The 18,280-nt window shown below is 66.5% G+C and carries 15 protein-coding genes; 9 read left to right on the top strand and 6 right to left on the bottom strand.

The features are described 5' to 3' along the window. Positions 1–5 precede the first annotated feature (5 nt). Positions 6–200, bottom strand: coding sequence for a 50S ribosomal protein L28 (gene rpmB / locus ACAG21_RS22765; RefSeq protein ID WP_036467958.1), 195 nt, complete (start codon positions 198–200; stop codon positions 6–8). A gap of 224 nt (positions 201–424) precedes the next feature. Between rpmB and ACAG21_RS22760 the strand changes: the two genes are divergently transcribed. The 3 genes from ACAG21_RS22760 to ACAG21_RS22750 are packed head-to-tail and all read left to right on the top strand — an operon-like array spanning position 425 to position 5,048. Further along, complete coding sequence (locus ACAG21_RS22760; RefSeq protein ID WP_370498531.1) at positions 425–2,098, top strand: DAK2 domain-containing protein; 1,674 nt, start codon at positions 425–427, stop codon at positions 2,096–2,098. Positions 2,099–2,100: 2 nt separating this feature from the next. After that, on the top strand, positions 2,101–4,338 hold the full coding sequence (gene recG, locus ACAG21_RS22755; protein WP_370498530.1) for an ATP-dependent DNA helicase RecG: 2,238 nt from the start codon (positions 2,101–2,103) through the stop codon (positions 4,336–4,338). Further along, entirely contained in the window at positions 4,335–5,048 is a 714-nt protein-coding gene (locus tag ACAG21_RS22750) for an HNH endonuclease family protein (RefSeq protein WP_370498529.1), read from the top strand. Before recG ends, ACAG21_RS22750 begins: the two co-directional genes overlap by 4 nt. A gap of 46 nt (positions 5,049–5,094) precedes the next feature. Here the strand turns inward: ACAG21_RS22750 and ACAG21_RS22745 are convergent, their stop codons facing one another. The 4 genes from ACAG21_RS22745 to ACAG21_RS22730 form a co-directional block, all read right to left on the bottom strand. Next, positions 5,095–6,744 carry an acyl-CoA dehydrogenase family protein gene (locus ACAG21_RS22745; RefSeq protein WP_370498528.1) on the bottom strand — a complete coding sequence of 550 codons (1,650 nt, stop codon included), beginning with the start codon at positions 6,742–6,744 and terminating at the stop codon, positions 5,095–5,097. Positions 6,745–6,849: 105 nt separating this feature from the next. Then, positions 6,850–7,542, bottom strand: a complete 693-nt coding sequence (locus ACAG21_RS22740; RefSeq protein ID WP_370498527.1) for a TetR/AcrR family transcriptional regulator — start codon at positions 7,540–7,542, stop codon at positions 6,850–6,852. A 166-nt stretch (positions 7,543–7,708) separates the two neighbouring features. Then, positions 7,709–8,560, bottom strand: coding sequence for an aldo/keto reductase (locus ACAG21_RS22735; RefSeq protein WP_370498526.1), 852 nt, complete (start codon positions 8,558–8,560; stop codon positions 7,709–7,711). After that, positions 8,561–9,406 carry an aldo/keto reductase gene (locus ACAG21_RS22730; RefSeq protein WP_370498525.1) on the bottom strand — a complete coding sequence of 282 codons (846 nt, stop codon included), beginning with the start codon at positions 9,404–9,406 and terminating at the stop codon, positions 8,561–8,563. Here ACAG21_RS22730 and ACAG21_RS22725 point away from each other — a divergent pair. From ACAG21_RS22725 to coaD, 6 genes are all read left to right on the top strand, one after another. Then, positions 9,405–10,523 (top strand): alpha/beta hydrolase, encoded by a 1,119-nt coding sequence (locus tag ACAG21_RS22725; protein ID WP_370498524.1) that lies wholly within the window; start codon positions 9,405–9,407, stop codon positions 10,521–10,523. The two genes, ACAG21_RS22730 and ACAG21_RS22725, sit on opposite strands and share 2 nt — an antisense overlap. Before the next feature lie 90 nt (positions 10,524–10,613). Then, positions 10,614–11,381, top strand: coding sequence for a DsbA family protein (locus ACAG21_RS22720; RefSeq protein ID WP_370498523.1), 768 nt, complete (start codon positions 10,614–10,616; stop codon positions 11,379–11,381). Beyond that, positions 11,378–12,016, top strand: coding sequence for a vitamin K epoxide reductase family protein (locus ACAG21_RS22715; RefSeq protein ID WP_370498522.1), 639 nt, complete (start codon positions 11,378–11,380; stop codon positions 12,014–12,016). Before ACAG21_RS22720 ends, ACAG21_RS22715 begins: the two co-directional genes overlap by 4 nt. 10 nt (positions 12,017–12,026) lie before the next feature. Continuing rightward, a complete protein-coding gene (locus ACAG21_RS22710) occupies positions 12,027–15,410 on the top strand; it encodes a pyruvate carboxylase (protein ID WP_370498521.1) in 3,384 nt (1,127 codons plus the stop codon). After that, a complete protein-coding gene (gene rsmD / locus ACAG21_RS22705) occupies positions 15,407–15,961 on the top strand; it encodes a 16S rRNA (guanine(966)-N(2))-methyltransferase RsmD (RefSeq protein WP_370498551.1) in 555 nt (184 codons plus the stop codon). Before ACAG21_RS22710 ends, rsmD begins: the two co-directional genes overlap by 4 nt. A 24-nt stretch (positions 15,962–15,985) precedes the next feature. Continuing rightward, positions 15,986–16,459, top strand: a complete 474-nt coding sequence (gene coaD, locus ACAG21_RS22700) for a pantetheine-phosphate adenylyltransferase (RefSeq protein WP_370498520.1) — start codon at positions 15,986–15,988, stop codon at positions 16,457–16,459. A gap of 17 nt (positions 16,460–16,476) precedes the next feature. On the opposite strand, the gene ACAG21_RS22695 is transcribed toward coaD, so the two are convergent. Beyond that, positions 16,477–18,027 carry an HNH endonuclease signature motif containing protein gene (locus tag ACAG21_RS22695; protein ID WP_370498519.1) on the bottom strand — a complete coding sequence of 517 codons (1,551 nt, stop codon included), beginning with the start codon at positions 18,025–18,027 and terminating at the stop codon, positions 16,477–16,479. Between the last annotated feature and the right edge of the window lie 253 nt (positions 18,028–18,280).

The raw sequence follows: 18,280 nt of genomic DNA, 5'->3' as shown, positions 1-18,280 counted from the left end.
CGCGGTTAGCCGCGTACGACCTTGCCGGCCTTGATGCAGGACGCGCAGACATTGAGGCGTTGCTTGTTGCCGCCGGGACGCGCCACGACGTGCACCGTCTGGACGTTCGGGTCCCAGCGCCGGCTGGTGCGCCGGTGGGAGTGCGACACCGACTTACCGAAGCCGGGGCCTTTCCCGCAGATATCGCACACAGCGGCCATCGTTCAAGCTCCTCAAATGTTCGGGGGTCCGGCACGGATTGCGCGCCGCGACAGCCCAGGATACCGACTCATGCGGGCAACCACCAAAACGATCCACAACTGACGCTCGGCTTACTTCTGAGCGCGTCGCCGCGGCTGGCTAGGCTCAATAGGCCAGTCAGCCCATACCGGCAAGATGTGGATTCCGGGCGGTCTGCTCGAAAGGCTCCGAGGAGGTGGGTCACGTGGGCAGTTCGGATCGTCTGCTCGACGCACCGGCGCTGCGGGACTGGGCGCACACCGCCGTCAGCGACCTGATCACTCACATCGACGAGATCAACCGTCTCAACGTCTTCCCGGTCGCCGACTCCGACACCGGGGCAAACATGCTGTTCACGATGCGTTCCGCGCTGGCCGAGGCCAACGCCGGGATGGGCGCCGACGGCAGCCAGGGCTGCGTCGCCCGGGTCGCATCCGCCCTGTCCGCCGGCGCGCTCAACGGCGCGCGCGGCAACTCCGGGGTGATCCTGTCGCAGATCCTGCGCGGTATCGCCGACGTCACCGCCGCCGCGGCCGCGGGCTCCGGCGGTGAGCTGCCACACATGGATGCGGTGCTGCTCGGCGCGGCGTTGCAGCGCGGTGTCGAGCTGGTGATCACCTCGATGGGCGGGCAGGAAGTCCCGGGAACCATCGTCTCGGTGCTGCGGGCGGCCGCCGACGCCGTCGAGAAGTGCGCGGACGACGGGCTGGCCGCGGCGATCACCGCGGCCGGCGACGCCGCCGTCATCGCGCTGGAAAAGACCCCTGAGCAGCTGGATGTGCTGGCCGACGCCGGTGCCGTGGACGCCGGTGGGCGGGGCCTGCTGGTGCTGCTGGATGCGCTGCGCTCGACGGTCGGCGGCCAGCCGCCCGCCCGCACCGTCTATGAGCTCTCACCGCGCGAGCAGCAGGTGGCCAGCGCCCCCGAACGGCCGGCGCCGCAGTTCGAGGTGATGTATCGGCTGGACGGAAGCAATCCGCCGGCGGCCACCGCGCTGCGGGACCGGTTGATGAAATTGGGTGATTCCGTGGCCATCGCGGCCGCGCCGTTCACCAACCAGGCCAGCTATTCGGTGCACGTGCACACCGACGACGCCGGCGCCGCGGTGGAAGCCGGACTCGTGGCCGGACGGCTGAGCCGGATCATGATTTCGTCGCTGAGCTCCGGGGCCGTCGGGCTGCCCGCGGGCAGCTGGACCAAGGAACGGGCCGTGCTGGCGGTGGTCGACGGCAGCGGCGCCGCCGAGCTGTTCGCCGGCGAGGGCGCCCACGTGCTGCAGCCCGCGGCGGACGCGGGCGACCCGGTCACCGGTATCAGCGCTCATCAGCTGATGCGGGCGGTGGTCGACACCGGCGCGGCGCAGGTGATGGTGCTTCCCAACGGCTACGTGGCGGCCGAGGAGCTGGTCGCCGGCTGCACCGCGGCCATCGGCTGGGGTATCGACGTGGTCCCGATACCGACGGGGTCGATGGTGCAGGGGCTGGCGGCGTTGGCCGTGCACGAAACCGACCGGCAGGCGGTCGACGATGGCTACACGATGGCCCGTGCCGCCGGCGGTGCCCGGTACGGGTCGGTGCGTATCGCCACCGAGAGCGCGCTGACCTGGGCGGGCCGCTGTCAGCCCGGCGACGGCCTGGGTATCGCGGGCGACGAGGTGTTGATCGTGGCCGCCGACGCGCCCGGGGCGGCGATCGGCCTGCTCGATCTGCTGCTGGCATCCGGTGGCGACCTGGTGACCGTGCTGGTCGGTGCCTGCGTCGACGACGACTCGGTGACGACAATCCTGCAAGAGCACGTCCACGACCACCATCCGGGCACCGAGCTGGTGACCTACCGCACCGGCCATCGCGGCGATGCCCTGCTGATCGGCGTCGAGTAATCGTGGCATCGCGCAGCGATCGGCTGGACTACGTGCTGGGCGCCAAGGCGGCGAAGTCCCTGGACGAGGTGTTCGGCATCCGCACGGTCGACGACCTGCTGCGCCACTACCCGCGCAGCTATACCGAGACGGCCGCGAGATGGGATGCCGCGGAAGAAGGGGCCGAGCGGCCCGACGTCGGCCAGCACATCACCCTCGTCGACACGATCACCGACACCCACTCGTTCCCGATGAAGAAGAACCCGCGGCGCAAATGCCTGCGCATCACCGTGGGCTCGGGCCGCAGCAAGGTGACGGCGACGTTTTTCAACGCCGACTACCTCAGCAAGGACCTCACCGAGGGCACCCGGGTGATGCTTTCCGGGGAAGTCGGCTACTTCCGAAACGTCATGCAGCTGACGCATCCGGACTTTCTCATCCTGGATTCGCCGACCGGACGCAACCGCGGCAGCAAATCGCTGAAAACCATCGCCGACACCTCCGCGGGCGTGAGCGGCGAGGAACTGACGTCGCTATTCGACCGCCGCTTCTTCCCGATCTACCCGGCCAGCACCAAGCTGCAGAGCTGGGACATCTACGCGTGCGTGCGCCAGGTGCTCGACGTTCTCGATCCGGTGCCCGATCCGCTGCCCGCGGAGTTGGTCGCCGAACACGGCCTGATGTCCGAGGACGCCGCGCTGCGGGCGATTCACCTCGCCGAGGATGAGGCGCAGCGCCGCCGCGCGCGCGAACGATTGACGTTCGACGAAGCCGTCGGTCTGCAATGGGCGCTGGTTGCCCGCCGGCACGGCGAGCTGTCGCAATCGGGACCATCGGCGCCCCGACAGTCAGATGGTTTGGTCGCGCAACTGTTGGGCCGGTTGCCCTTCGAGCTGACCGCCGGACAGCGCGAAACGCTCGACGTGCTGTCGGATGGCCTGGCGGCCAACCGCCCGATGAACCGGCTGCTGCAGGGGGAGGTCGGCTCGGGCAAGACGATCCTCGCGGTGCTGGCGATGCTGCAGATGGTCGATGCGGGCTACCAGTGCGCACTGCTGGCTCCCACGGAAGTCCTTGCCGCACAACATCTGCGGTCGATCAACGACGTACTAGGGCCGCTGGCGATGGCCGGCCAGCTGGGTGGGGCCGATAGCGAAGGCGGCGTGGCGACCCGGGCCGCGTTGCTGACCGGATCGATGTCGACCGCGCAGAAGAACCAAGTGCGCCGCGAGATCGCCGGCGGCGAGGTCGGCATCGTCATCGGCACGCACGCCCTGCTGCAGGATGTGGTGCAATTCGCCAACTTGGGCATGGTCGTCGTCGACGAGCAACACCGGTTCGGCGTCGAGCAACGAGATCAGTTGCGTGCCAAGGCCCCTGCGGGCATCACGCCGCACCTGCTGGTGATGACGGCGACGCCGATACCGCGCACCGTCGCGCTGACCGTCTACGGCGACCTGGAAACCTCGACGCTGCGCGAGCTGCCGCGCGGCCGCCAGCCCATCACCAGCAACGTCATTTTCGTCAAGGACAAACCCGCCTGGCTGGACCGCGCCTGGCAGCGCATCCGCGAGGAGGTGGCGGCCGGCCGGCAGGCCTACGTGGTGGCACCGCGCATCGACGAGACCGACCAGTCTGACACCGAGGACGGTGCCCGCAAATCGACTACCGCCGAAGGCCTCTTCGCGCAATTGCGTTGCGGTGAGCTGTCAAACGTGCGGCTGGGGCTGATGCACGGACGGTTGTCCGCCGAAGACAAGGACGCCGCCATGGCCGCCTTTCGCAACGGCGAGACCGATGTGCTGGTGTGCACCACCGTGATCGAGGTCGGTGTCGACGTCCCCAATGCCACGGTGATGCTGGTGATGGACGCCGACCGATTCGGGATCAGTCAATTGCATCAGCTGCGTGGCCGTATCGGCCGCGGCCGTCATCCGAGCCTGTGCCTGTTGGCCACGTGGAGCTCGCCGGGCTCTGCGGCTGGCCGGCGGCTGACCGCGGTCGCCGCGACCCTGGACGGGTTCGCGCTTTCGGAGCTGGATCTGCGAGAGCGCCGGGAAGGAGATGTGCTGGGCCGCAACCAGTCCGGCCGGGCGATCAATTTGCGGCTGCTGTCGCTGGCCGACCATCTGGCCTACATCGAAGCGGCGCGCGAATTCTGCACCCGGGCGTACGAAGCTGACCGTCAGAACCCCGAATTGGATTCGCTGGCAGCACAATTCACCGACACGGATCGCATCGAATACCTGGACAAGTCGTGAGCCGCAAAGTGCTGTTGTGGTTATCGGCCGCCGCGGTGCTCGCGGTGCTGGTGGCCTACCAGACGCTGGGATCGACATCGGTCAGGCACGCGGAGATCGCCGCGCGCGCCGACGTGCCCACGGTGGCCCCCGGCGTCGATGTGCTGGCCGGCATCGCGGTGGCACCGCTTCGGGTGCACCACTACGACTACCGCAGGTCGGCATTCGGCGATGCGTGGGACGACGACAACGACGCCCCGGGCGGGCACAACGGATGTGACACCCGCGACGACATCCTCGACCGCGATCTCGTCGACAAGACATATGTGGCGATCAAGAGGTGCCCCACCGCCGTCGCCACCGGCACCCTGCACGACCCGTATACCAACACCACGATCTCCTTCCAGCGCGGGGCGAAAGTCGGCGAATCGGTGCAGATCGACCACATCGTCCCGCTTGCCTATGCCTGGGACATGGGAGCTTTCGGCTGGCCGGATCCCGAGCGGTTGCGCTTCGCCAACGATCCGGCCAACCTGCTGGCCGTGCAGGGCCAGGCCAATCAGGACAAGGGTGACCAAGCGCCGGCCCTATGGATGCCGCCCAACAAGGCGTTTGCCTGTCAGTACGCGATGCAATTCATCGCGGTGCTGAGGGGCTATCAACTCCCGGTGGATCAGGCATCGGCGAGCGTGCTGCGTCAGGCCGCCACTACCTGCCCGGCGGGGCCGTGAGAGCGCGAGTGTGAATCTCGCGACGCGACACGCCGCCGGCGCGTCGTCAGGCGCACAGTCGGGATGCCCCCTGGATCGCGGCACGGTTGAGAATCGCGTCGGTGTCGGTGCCTCTCGGCAATGTGCCGTAGGCGCGACCCCAGTTGCCGCCCAGTCGGGTCGCCACGAAGGCCTCGGCAACGGCGGTTTGGCCGTGGCGCAGCAGGAGGCCGGCCTGCAGCAGAATTGCCAAGCGCTCCACCAGGATTCGGGCGCGGAATTCGCGGTCATCGGGATCGGCAAGCTCCTTGGCCGCCAACTCCACCGCGTCGTCGTAGCGCCTGTGCGCTCCCCGGGCAAGTTCGAGCTCGCCGAAGAAAGCTTCCACCGTCTCCGGCTCGCGGGTCATTGCCCGCAGCACATCGAGCGCCGCCACATTGCCCGAGCCCTCCCAGATGGACACCAGTGGCGCTTCCCGGTAGAGACGCGGCATGCCCGACTCCTCGATATACCCATTGCCGCCAAGGCATTCCAGGGCCTCAACGCTATGCGATGCCCATTGCTTGCACAGGTAGTACTTGATCGCCGCCAACCCGAAGCGTCGCAACGCGGCCTCAGTGGCGTCGCCGCGGACCGCCCGATCAACCGCACCCGCCAGCCGCAGCATGACCGTCGTCGCCGCCTCGGATTCCAGCGCCAGATCGGCCAGTACGTTGACCATTGCGGGCTTTTCGACCAGTGGTGATCCGAAGGCGTTGCGATAGGTGGCGTGATGCAGTGCCTGCGCCGTGCCGATCCGCATCCCGGCCGCGGCCCACAACGAACAGTCCAGCCGCGTCATGTTCACCATCTCGACGATGGTGCGCACGCCCCGTCCTTCCGGGCCGACGAGAAGACCGGTCGCACCGTCGTATTCGATCTCGGACGAGGCGTTGGAGCGGTTGCCGAGCTTGTCCTTCAAGCGTTGCAACAGAATTGAATTGCGAGACCCGTCCTCGAGGATGCGGGGCACCAAGAAACACGAAACCCCGGCACGCGTCTGGGCAAGGGTGAGGAAGAAGTCGGACATGGGGGCCGAGGTGAACCATTTGTGTCCGGTCAGCCGGTAGCTGCCGTCGGACGTCTCGATCGCCGCGGTGGTGTTGGCGCGGATGTCGGATCCGCCCTGCTTCTCGGTCATCGACATTCCGGCGAGGAGAGCCCGTTTGGTCATGGGTGCGCGCAGTATCGGATCGTATTCGGCCGCTGTCAGCAGCGGTTCGAAACGTGCGGCCAGATCGGTACTTGCCCGCAGGGCCGGGATTACGGCGTAGTCCATCGACACCGGACACATATGACCGAAATCCGTTGCACTCCATACCATCAACTTGGCGGCTCGGGCCACGTGCACGCCGGGCCGGTCTGAACGCCACGCCGTTGCGCCGAGTCCACGACGCAACGCCGCGCCGAGCAGCTCGTGATAGGCCTGGTCGTATTCGACCTCGTCGATGCGCACGCCGTAACGGTCGTGTGTCCGCAGCACGGGCGGATGTTCATTGGCGACCGCGCTCCACGCCTGGACCTGCGCGGTGCCGGCCAGCCGGGCGAGGTCGCGAACTTCGCCCTCCGCCCAGCCGGCCCCCTCGCGGCGCAGACCTTCGATCAGTGCGGGCGAGGTCATGATGTCGTGGTCGGTCAGCGGTGGAACCTGGTTGAAGACGACGTGAGTTGCGGTCATCGAGACTCTTCCTGCTTCGAGGTAATTCACAGTCAGTTGTGACTGTCAAGAGTCAACGTACTTACAGTCAACCGTGACTGTCAAGGCAGTGCTCGGAGGATTTGACTATCGACGTGTCCGTGCGCGTTGATCCGTCTTGGTGGACGGCCGCTTTCGCTTGCCGGGTGACGGGTTTGTCGTCGCCGCGGTGCTGTCGAGCGTTTGTCGGATCACGCTGATCCAGCTGTCGACGATGGCGTCGTGGTCCTTGCTGCCCAGGGACGCGCTGACCGTGATGCCGCGTAAGAGGTGGATGGTGATGTCCACAAGTGCGCGGTAGCCGGCCTCGCCCGCCACCAGGGGGCCGAAAAGTTCATCCATGACCTGTCGCAAGCCGGCGGCGGCGGCCCGCTCGTGCGGCAGCAATGCCTGACGCAGCCATACGTCGGCACGGGCTGCGGCCCACAGCTCCAGTTCCGTGGCGAACGACCGGCGACGGCTTGCGCGGTAGAGCACGTGGACACCGCGCGCGACGGGATCCAAATCCTGGTCGGCCCTGGCCAGTTCGTCATGAATGGCTTCGATGTTCATCTCGACCAGGCGCTGCACCGCGGCGGCGAACAGGTCTTCACTGGTCGGGAAATGGTGCAGCAGCGCACCGCGGCTGATACCGGCCCGCTCCTGCACGCCCAGCGCGGTGGTCGCGGCGTAGCCGTTGTCAACGAGCAGGCCGACCGCGGCGTCGACGATGCGCGCGTACGTCTGCTGGCGCTGCTCCTCGCGCTTGGTTACTCGATCCACTCCCGGTCGTGCGCCCATTGCTGCGCAGAGTATTAACAGTCATCCCTGACTGTCAACGTGTGCCGTGACACTACGGCAGCTCGGCGACCAACCGCCGATAGCCGGGATCCAGCCAGGGCGCCTGCCGTTCTGCCAGCCAGCGCCTCGCCGATCACCCCGGCGACGCGTAAGTCGTGCCGGCTCGTCAGGTGCCTTCGTAGGTGTCGGGATCCGGGCGCAGCCGGGTTCCGTCGTTGAGCGCGTTGATCGCGTCCATGTGCTCGGCGGCCAATTCGAAATCGAAGATGTCGAAGTCGGTGGCGATGTGCTCCGGTGATGCCGAGCGGAAGACGACCGCGTTACCCAATTGCACGTTCCACCGTAAGAGCACCTGCGAGGCCGTCTTGCCGTACTCACCGGCCACCGAATTCACGGTCGGGTTGTCGTTCAGCTTGCCCAGGGCCAGCGGTGTGTAGGACTGCGTCGCGACATTGTGCTGCGCGTTGGACTTGCGCATGTCGTCCTGGTTCAGCAGCGGGTGCAGTTCGATCTGGTTGACCGCCGGGGTGGTGAAGGTCAGGTCGATCACCATCTCGAGGTGCTCGGCGGTGAAATTCGAGACACCGATCGAGCGGGCGTGTCCGGCGGCGCGGACCTGCAGCAGTCCACCGAAGGAGTCCACATACTTGCCCAGCGCCGCGGCCGGCCAATGGATCAGATACAGATCGAGGTAATCCAGGCCGAGCCGTTCCAGACTGGCTTCGCAGGCATCCTGCGCGCCCTTGAGACCCTGGTCGGCGGTGGCCAGTTTGGTGGTGACGAACAGCTCCGCGCGGGGGATCCCGGATGCGGCAATGGCGCGACCGACGGCTGCTTCATTGCCGTAAGCCGCAGCGGTGTCGATCAGCCGGCAGCCGATCTCCAGCGCCGCCGATACGGCACGTTCGGTCTCGTCTTCCGACAAATCCGCGACGCCGAGGCCAAGCACCGGCATCGTGTTTTCGTCATTCAGAGTGATCGAGGGCACGGCGAGGCCCGCATCGCCAGTCAACGTCATTCACCTACCTGTGAAACTGAAAGTTCGTGGATCAGGACCAAGCCGAGTTCCGTCGTCGAGCGAGGAAATCGTCGCCATTTCATCGGCGCTGAGTTCGAAATCGAACACGTCGAAGTTACTCGCAATCCGGGCAGGGTTCACTGACTTGGGGATCACGATATTACCGAGCTGGATGTGCCATCTGATCAACACCTGGGCGGGTGTCCGCCCACAACCTTGCGCAACGGCGGTGACGGTCGGATTTGTCAGCAGGGCTCCTTGCCCCAGCGGCGCCCAGGCCTCGGTCGCGATTCCGTGCTGGGCGTGCACCTTTCGTAATTCCGTCTGAGGAAAACGAGGATGCAGCTCGATCTGATTGACCGCGGGAACGATGCCGGTGGCATCGATCAAAACCATCAGATGCTCGGGTGCGAAATTGCTGACTCCGATGGAACGGATCCGGCCCTGGTCGCGCAGATGCGCGAATGCCTTGAAGGTTTCCACAAACTTCCCCAGCGCCGGCACCGGCCAGTGAATGAGGTAGAGGTCGAGATAGTCGAGTCCGAGCCGGTCCATGCTGGCATCGAAGGCCGTCAACGTGCTGTCGTAACCCTGCTCGGAGTTCCACAGCTTGGTGACCACGTAGAGTTGATCGCGCGGCACGTCGGAGTCGGCGATCGCGCGCCCGGTTTCCCGTTCATTGCGGTAGGCGGCAGCGGTGTCGATATGCCGACAACCGGCTTGCAGCGCGGTACGTACCGCCTGCTCGGTCTCTGCCGGAGGGACCTGGAAGACTCCGAACCCGACGGCGGGGATCGCATGACCGTCATTGAGGGTGACTGAGTTTGTTTCAAGGGGGCCGGACATGACACCGAGTCTGCCAGGTGCGCCGGACCTGCATCACGGAGCTCGACGCGGATCGACGCGCTGGGCCGATCGCGTGCAGGAGGTCGTCACCAACGTCGGCGTCAAGGCCATTCCCTGGATCCCGACACCGGCGAAGCGCCTGATATTCGGCGGCCGGTCGATCATCATCGACGGCAACACGCTCGATCCCACGCTGCAGCTGGTCCTGTCCGCGACCCGGCTCTCCGGCATCGAGGGGCTGGACGTCAATGACGACCCGGTGGCCTCGCGGGCGCAGATGCGCCAGACGCTGCTGTCGCTGCCCGGTCCCCAAATTCACGTCATGGTCGACGACCTCACGATTCCTGGCCCGGCGGGCGAGATCGGAGCCCGCCACTACCGTCCGGCCAGCGATGGGCCCGCGGACTTGCTGGTCTTCTATCACGGCGGCGGCTGGACGATCGGAGACCTGGATACCGCCGATGCGCTGTGCCGCCTGACCTGCCGCGACGCCGGCATTCAGGTGCTGTCGATCGACTACCGGCTGGCGCCGGAGCACCCGGCGCCGGCCGCGATCGACGACGCCTACGCGGCATTCAAGTGGGCCCACGACCATGCCGCGGAACTCGGCGCGAACCCGGGGCGCGTCGCGGTCGGGGGAGACAGTGCGGGCGGCAACCTGGCCGCCGTCGTGTGCCAGTTGGCGCGCGACGAGGGCGGCCCGGCGCCGCTGCTGCAGTGGCTGATCTACCCGCGGACCGACTTCACCGCGCAGAATCGCTCGCTGAGCCTGTTCGCCCGCGGCTTCTTGCTGACCAAACGCGATATCGACTGGTTCACCGCGGAGTACCTCAGCGGTACCGGCATCGACCTGACGGATCCGCGCGTCTCGCCGGCGTATGCCGAATCATTGTCCGGGTTGGCGCCCGCGCTGATCGCCGTCGCGGGGTTCGACCCGTTGCGTGACGAAGGTCAGGCTTACGCCGCCGCACTGCAGGATGCCGGCACCCCGGTGGACCTGCGGTACATGGGCTCGCTGACACACGGATTCGCCAGCCTGTTTCAGCTGGGGGGCGCCAGCGCGGCCGCGACCAGTGATCTGATTTCCGCACTGCGCGCTCACCTGAGCCGGGCCTGATTTGCCGCGCCGCGCTCGCCGGTAATCTAGTAGCGCGGTCTCCGACGCAACGCCCGCACGCCGACCCAACACAGAAGGATCACCGAAGCTGTGGCCGACAAATCGAAACGTCCCCCCCGATTCGACCTGAAGGCGTCAGACGGGAAGTCCGGCCGGCTCATCCAGATCGGCGGCACCGCGTTCATCATCGTCTTCGCGGTCGCGCTGGTGTTCTACATCGTGACATCGCACAAGGACAAGAAGGGCGGCATCGCCGGTCAGGGTGACACCGTTCGCGTGACGTCGAGCAAGGTGGTCAACCAGCCCGGGACCAACAACCCCAAGGCTGTCGTGACCTTCTACGAGGACTTCTTGTGCCCGGCCTGCGGCAATTTCGAGCGCACCTTCGGGCCGACGATCTCCAAGCTGATCGATTCCGGAGCGATCGCGGCCGACTACTCGATGGTGGCCATTCTCGACAGCTCCAAGAACCAGAACTATTCGTCGCGGGCGGGGGCGGCAGCGCTGTGCGTCGCCGACGAGAACATGGACGCGTTCCGCCGGTTTCACACCGCGCTGTACACCACCGGGATCCAGCCCGACGAGCGCGGCAGCAGCTTCCCCGACAACGCGAAATTGATCGAACTCGCCCGCGAGGCCGGCGTCGTCGGCAAGGTGCCGGATTGCATCAACAGCGGAAAGTACATCTCCAAGGTCAGTGGCGAAGCTTCGGCCGCGGGCATCACCGCGACCCCGACGATCAAGATCAATGGTGAGAATTACGAGCCGTCGACACCCGATGCGCTGGTCGGAAAGATCAAAACCATCGTGGGCGACGTGCCGGGTATCGACGCACCCGTCGCTCCGCCGGCTTCGTGACGGTCCCGGTGTCGGTCGAGCCCGCCGGGCGATCCGGCGATCCGACATCGGCTTCGACGCGTGAGTCATCCGTACCGGCGCGCAGCGCGTGGTGGGTGCTGATCGCCGGGGCGATCGGGCTGGCCTCCTCGGCGACCCTGACCGTCGAGAAGATCGATCTCCTGCTCAACCCGTCGTATGTGCCGTCGTGCAACCTCAACCCGATCCTGTCGTGCGGTTCGGTGATGGTCACACCGCAGGCGTCGTTGTTCGGCTTCCCGAACCCGTTGCTGGGCATTGGGGCGTTCACCGTGGTGCTGGTTGCCGGCGTCCTGGCGGTGGCGAAAGTCCCTATACCTCAATGGTATTGGATTTCGCTCGAGGTCGGACTGCTGGTCGGTGCGGGGTTCGTACACTGGCTGATCTTCGAAAGTCTGTACCGGATCGGGGCGTTGTGCCCCTATTGCATGGTGGTGTGGGCGATGACGATCACGCTGCTGGTGGTGGTCGGGTCCATCGTCTTTCGTCCGGTACTCGACAGCACCGCGGCGCTGCTGCTCTATCAATGGCGATGGTCGATCACCGCGCTGTGGTTCACTGCGGTGTTTCTGCTGATCATGGTGCGGTTCTGGGACTATTGGTCGACACTTCTGTAAGGAGTCGCGGGTGATCTCCAAGGTGCTGGTGGCCAATCGCGGTGAGATCGCGATACGCGCGTTCCGTGCGGCCTACGAACTCGGCGTCGGCACGGTGGCCGTGTACGCGTACGAGGACCGCAATTCGGTACATCGGCTCAAGGCCGACGAGTCGTATCAGATCGGCGACGTCGGTCATCCCGTGCGCGCTTACCTGTCCGTCGACGAGATCGTCGAAACCGCCTCCCGGGCCGGCGCCGACGCCGTGTATCCCGGGTACGGATTCCTGTCGGAGAATCCGGCCTTGGCCGCCGCCTGCGCGGCCGCCGGTATCACGTTCGTCGGTCCGAGCGCCGAAATCCTTGAGCTGACCGGCAATAAGGCACGGGCAATCGAGGCCGCCCGCGAAGCCGGGCTGCCCGTGCTCACATCTTCGGCGCCGTCGGCGTCGGTCGAGGAGCTGGTGTCCGCGGCCGCCGACATGCGGTTTCCGTTGTTCGTCAAGGCGGTGGCCGGTGGTGGGGGACGAGGGATGCGGCGCGTCGCCGACATCGATGCGCTGACCGAGGCGATCGAGGCCGCCAGCCGGGAGGCCGAGTCGGCGTTCGGTGACCCGACGGTCTATCTGGAGCAGGCGGTGGTCAAGCCGCGCCACATCGAGGTGCAGATCCTGGCCGACAACACCGGCAACGTGATCCACTTGCACGAGCGCGACTGCAGCGTGCAGCGTCGCCACCAGAAGGTCATCGAATTGGCGCCCGCGCCAAACCTTTCCGCCGAGTTGCGGGACAAGATCTGCGCCGACGCCGTCTCCTTCGCCCGGCATATCGGGTACAGCTGTGCGGGCACCGTCGAGTTCCTGCTGGACGAGAGCGGTCATTACGTCTTCATCGAGATGAATCCGCGGATACAGGTGGAGCACACGGTGACCGAGGAGATCACCGACGTCGACCTGGTGTCCAGCCAATTGCGCATCGCCTCCGGTGAGACGCTGGAGGATCTGGGCCTGAGCCAGCAGAACATCCGGCCGCACGGCGCCGCATTGCAATGCCGGATCACTACCGAAGATCCGGCGAACGGGTTCCGCCCCGACACCGGCCGGATCAGCACCTACCGCAGTCCCGGTGGTGCCGGCATCCGTCTGGACGGCAGCACCAACCTCGGCGCGGAGATCAGCGCCCACTTCGATTCGATGCTGGTCAAGCTGACCTGCCGGGGCCGCGACTTCCACACGGCGGTGTCCCGGGCCCGGCGCGCGATCGCGGAGTTCCGGATTCGCGGGGTGTCGACGAATATTCCTTTCCTGCAAGCGGTTCTGGACGATCCGGACTTCCAGGCCGGCCGGATCACCACGTCGTTCATCGATGAGCGCCCACACCTGCTGACCGCGCGTGGTTCGGCGGACCGGGGCACCAAGATCCTCAACTACCTGGCCGATGTCACGGTCAACCATCCGCATGGCACGCATCCGTCGACGGTGTACCCACACGACAAGCTGCCAGTGGTCGATCTCGAGGCCGAGCCGCCGGCCGGATCGAAGCAGCGGCTGGTTGAGTTGGGGCCCGAGGGTTTTGCGCGCTGGCTGCGCGAGTCGCCCGCGGTGGGCGTGACCGATACGACCTTCCGCGATGCCCACCAGTCGCTGCTGGCGACCCGGGTGCGTACCAGCGGGCTGATGATGGTGGCGCCTTATCTGGCCCGGACGATGCCGCAACTGCTGTCGGTGGAGTGCTGGGGCGGCGCGACTTACGATGTGGCGCTTCGCTTCCTGAAAGAAGATCCGTGGGAGCGGCTGGCCACGCTGCGCGAAGCGATGCCCAACATCTGTCTTCAGATGCTGCTGCGGGGCCGAAACACGGTGGGGTACACCCCATATCCGGAACTGGTCACCTCGGCGTTCATCGAAGAGGCGACCGCGACCGGTATCGATATCTTCCGCATCTTCGACGCGCTCAACAACTTGGACTCGATGCGCCCGGCTATCGACGCCGTCCGCGAAACCGGTTCGGCGATAGCCGAAGTCGCGATGTGCTACACCGGTGACCTCTCCGACCCGGGGGAGCGGCTCTACACGCTGGATTACTACCTCGACTTGGCTGAGCGCATCGTGGACGCGGGTGCGCACGTGCTGGCCATCAAGGACATGGCCGGCCTACTGCGGCCACAGGCCGCACATCAGCTGGTCAGCGCGCTGCGCAGTCGGTTCGACCTGCCCATCCACGTGCATACCCACGACACCCCGGGTGGCCAGCTGGCCAGCTATATGGCCGCCTGGCACGCCGGTGCCGACGCCGTCGACGGTGCCGCCGCGCCGCTGGCGGGCACCACCAGCCAGCCGGCACTGAGCTCGATCGTCGCCGCCGCCGCGCACACCGAGCACGACACCGGTCTGTCGCTTTCGGCGGTATGCGCGCTGGAGCCCTACTGGGAAGCGCTGCGAAAGGTCTACGCGCCCTTCGAATCCGGTCTTCCAGGTCCGACGGGGCGGGTTTACCGCCACGAAATCCCGGGCGGCCAGTTGTCGAACCTGCGCCAGCAGGCGATCGCGCTGGGATTGGGCGATCGATTCGAAGAGATCGAAGAGGCGTACGCGGGCGCCGACCGCGTGCTGGGCAGGCTGATCAAGGTCACCCCGTCGTCGAAGGTGGTCGGAGACCTGGCGCTGGCCTTGGTCGGTTCGGGGCTCACCGCAGACGAATTCGCTTCGGATCCTTCGCGATTGGACATCCCGGAATCGGTGGTGGGATTCCTGCGTGGCGAGCTCGGGGATCCGCCCGGAGGCTGGCCGGAGCCGCTGCGCAGCGCCGCGCTGGAGGGTCGCGGGCCCGCCAAGCCGGTTCAGCAGCTCAGTGCAGAAGACGAGGCCGGGCTCGCGCTCAGTGGCGCCAAACGCCAAGCCACTCTCAATCGACTGCTATTCCCCGGTCCGACAAAGGAATTCGAGGAGCACCGGGAGACCTACGGTGACACGTCGCATCTGTCGGCCAACCAGTTCTTCTACGGTCTGCGCCAAGGCGAAGAGCACCAGGTGACACTGGAACGCGGGGTCGATCTGTTGATCGGCCTGGAGGCCATCTCCGAGCCCGACGAGCGCGGCATGCGCACGGTGATGTGCATCATGAACGGCCAGCTGCGTCCGGTGCTGGTGCGCGACCGCAGCATTGCCAGCACGATCCCGACCGCCGAGAAGGCCGAACGAAACAACCCCGACCACATCGCGGCACCCTTCGCCGGGGTCGTCACGGTGTCGGTGGCCGAGGGCGATCGGGTGAGCGCGGGCCAGACGATCGCCACGATCGAGGCGATGAAGATGGAAGCGCCGATCACGGCTCCGAAGGACGCCACGGTGGGGCGGGTGGCGGTATCGAGCACCGCGCAGGTCGAGGGTGGAGATCTGCTGGTGGTGCTGAGCTGACGCGCATCATCGGAGGCGTCGCCGGAGGGCGACGCCTCGCAGTGCCGCCGCGCGGGACCCGGCCGACCACCGATCGGGTGCGCGAGTCGTTGTTCAACATCGTCACCGCGCGGCGTGATCTGACCGGCTCGGCGGTGCTCGACCTCTACGCGGGCTCGGGCGCACTGGGTCTGGAGGCGCTCTCGCGCGGTGCGGCCTCGGCGCTGTTCGTCGAGTCCGATCAGCGCACCGCGGCCGTCATCGCACGCAACATCGAGGCCCTGGGTCTGCCGGGCGCAAGGGTACGCCGGGGCCCGGTGGCCGCGGTGCTGGCCGGTGGGGCCGCATCCCCGGTCGATCTGGTGCTGGCCGACCCGCCCTACGACATCGAGGCCGCCGAGGTCGAGGCGGTCCTGGACGCGCTGAGCACCCATGGCTGGGTGCGCGCGGCAACGATCGCAGTCGTCGAGCGGCCCGCCGGCGGCGCCTCGCTGACCTGGCCGGACGGCTGGACCCCATGGCCGGAGCGGATCTACGGCGACACCCGCTTGGAGCTGGCCGAATATGACTGAGACGCCCTGCTACCTTGGTCGCTTATGAGCGGCGCCGTATGCCCGGGCTCATTCGACCCGGTGACGTTGGGCCACATCGACGTCTTCGAACGCGCCGCGGGTCAGTTCGACGAGGTCGTCGTGGCGATCCTGACCAACCCCGCCAAGAAGGGCATGTTCGAGATCGACGAGCGCGTGGCGATGATCGAGGAAGCGACGGCTCATCTGCCGAATCTGCGCGTCGAGGTCGGGCAGGGCCTGGTGGTCGACTTCGTCACCTCCCACGGGATGACCGCGATCGTCAAGGGCCTGCGCACCGACACCGATTTCGAGTACGAGTTGCAGATGGCGCAGATGAACAAGCACATCGCCAACGTGGACACCTTCTTCGTGGCGACCGCGCCGCAGTATTCGTTCGTGTCGTCGTCGTTGGCCAAAGAGGTCGCGATGATGGGCGGCGACGTCTCGAAGCTGCTGCCGGAGTCGGTGAATCGCCGCCTGCGCGACAGGCTGTCGTGAGGTTCTCAGTGGGCTTATCAATAGGGCGGGTCGTCGGGCAACCGCGTCGGGGCGTCGGGGACCCAATCAGCGGATAGTTCCTCGGGCTCACGGGGTTCGTTGATCCAGGTGCAGAACGGACTGGTGCTCGATGCGCCCTTGAATGCGAACAGGCTGTCGCGCATATAGTTTCGGAACTTGCGTGCGGCGACTTCCTCTTGGCGGGCTTTCGACCGCCGATTATGCATGCGCGCTCGACTGATCCGGGCACGTCGCTGCTTGGAACGGTCACGACGCACCGGGGTCGGCGTGGCACACGCCGGTCCGCGCGGCTCAGCGAAAAGATCCGCCCCTGCCGGGTGCGTCCGGTACACCTGCCCGGTGGGGGAGGTCCAGCTGACGGTGCCGTCGGCAAGTTGTGTGTCGCGCCATCCGCCGTGGAAGGTCTTCAGCCGATGATGTTGGCGGCAAAGGCATTTGAGGTTGTGTGCCACCGTCAGGCCACCGGCCGTTGGATCCTGGTGGTTGAAGGGGATGGTGTGGTCGATATCACATCCCACTGCGGGACGGCTACATCCCGGGAAGCGACAGGTCAGATCCCGGCAACGGACGAAGCGTTCGAGTGCCGCGGATGGCTGGTAGCGCAGTGCCTCCGCCAGACTGGCGAGCGGGTCGGCAACGAGTTGTGCTGCGGTGCCGGACAATTCACGGACCTGTTCGGCGCCGATGACCCCGTATCCCTCGAGGTAGCCCGGCTCATCGCTGTTGGCATAGACCGTCTGTTCGCTGGCGACCACGTTGATGACCACTCGCACACCGGCTGAATCCGGTTCGCTGTCGCCGGCGCCGGCCGTGGCAGGACAGTCCGGCTGTTCGCAGCGGCAGACCAGGCCGCGCCCCTGAGTCAGCGCGGCCAAGGCATCGGCGCGGCGCTGATCCATCGTCCGCGGGTCGGCGGCGCAGACTTGGCCCGCGAGTTGGGAGAGCCGACGATCAAAGGCGGTCGCGGCCGTGGCCCCGACGGTGCCGTAGATGTCCGCCATCCCGTTGTCCAGCGAGCTGATCGCGATATACCGGTCCTTCTCGGCGGTCTCGCGTCGTTGCCGGGCGGCATCGGGATCGACCGCTCGCACGGTGGCGTCGACCGCATTGACGATGCGTTGTCGTGACCAGCCGTGCCATTTGCCGATGCGGCTGGCCAGCGAACGGTCGACCTCGGCGATCAACTTGTCATCGGTGATCAGGTCGGTGCGGCTGATGATCAATCGGACGGTGCGCCAATCGGTGCGGCCCTCGGACAGCAGCGCCGCGAGGTTGGGAAGCCTGCTATCGAGTGCCTCGGCGTACGACACCAGATAACTTGCTGCCATCGGGGACAGGTTCATCGCGGCGGCCACCTCGGCCGCGGTCCGCTCGAACCCGTCGATCACGGCATAGCCCCGGCGACGTTCGGTCTGTTCGGTGGCGGCCACTCGGTGCCGAAGCAATGCCGCCACGGCGGCCATCCGCCGCGCCACCAGCATCGACTCCTGCCGGTGCGTTGACTCGATCTCCGTCACCAGATCGCCGGGATCGGCTAGGTCGAACATAGGTTCGATTCTAGCGACGGCCACCGACAAGTTTCTGGACGGAGTTGAGATTCCTCAGCCGCACGGTCGCGGTCCATGAGAAGCTCATTCTTGATTTTTCGATAGATGGCTTCGGCCACCGCGGGGGATACGCGTCAACGCTGTGATGGAAGGACTCGGCAGTGGATGAGCGACCTACCGCTGTATTAAGCGATCGCACCGAAGCGGCTGTGAGCCCGAGTTTGGGCGGGTGGCGAGCGACGACCGCACCGGC

The sequence above is a fragment of the Mycobacterium sp. pR1184 genome, assembly GCF_041287235.1.
Taxonomy (GTDB): domain Bacteria; phylum Actinomycetota; class Actinomycetes; order Mycobacteriales; family Mycobacteriaceae; genus Mycobacterium.
This window is presented reverse-complemented; position numbering and strand designations above follow the sequence as displayed.

Coding starts and splice junctions, on each gene's coding strand:
- ACAG21_RS22730 (WP_370498525.1), bottom strand. CDS start 9,406: ATGTCCGGCCCCCTTGAAACAAACTCAGTCACCCTCAATGACGGTCAT.
- ACAG21_RS22740 (WP_370498527.1), bottom strand. CDS start 7,542: ATGGGCGCACGACCGGGAGTGGATCGAGTAACCAAGCGCGAGGAGCAG.
- rpmB (WP_036467958.1), bottom strand. CDS start 200: ATGGCCGCTGTGTGCGATATCTGCGGGAAAGGCCCCGGCTTCGGTAAG.
- coaD (WP_370498520.1), top strand. CDS start 15,986: ATGAGCGGCGCCGTATGCCCGGGCTCATTCGACCCGGTGACGTTGGGC.
- ACAG21_RS22725 (WP_370498524.1), top strand. CDS start 9,405: ATGACACCGAGTCTGCCAGGTGCGCCGGACCTGCATCACGGAGCTCGA.
- ACAG21_RS22745 (WP_370498528.1), bottom strand. CDS start 6,744: ATGACCGCAACTCACGTCGTCTTCAACCAGGTTCCACCGCTGACCGAC.
- ACAG21_RS22695 (WP_370498519.1), bottom strand. CDS start 18,027: ATGTTCGACCTAGCCGATCCCGGCGATCTGGTGACGGAGATCGAGTCA.
- ACAG21_RS22735 (WP_370498526.1), bottom strand. CDS start 8,560: ATGACGTTGACTGGCGATGCGGGCCTCGCCGTGCCCTCGATCACTCTG.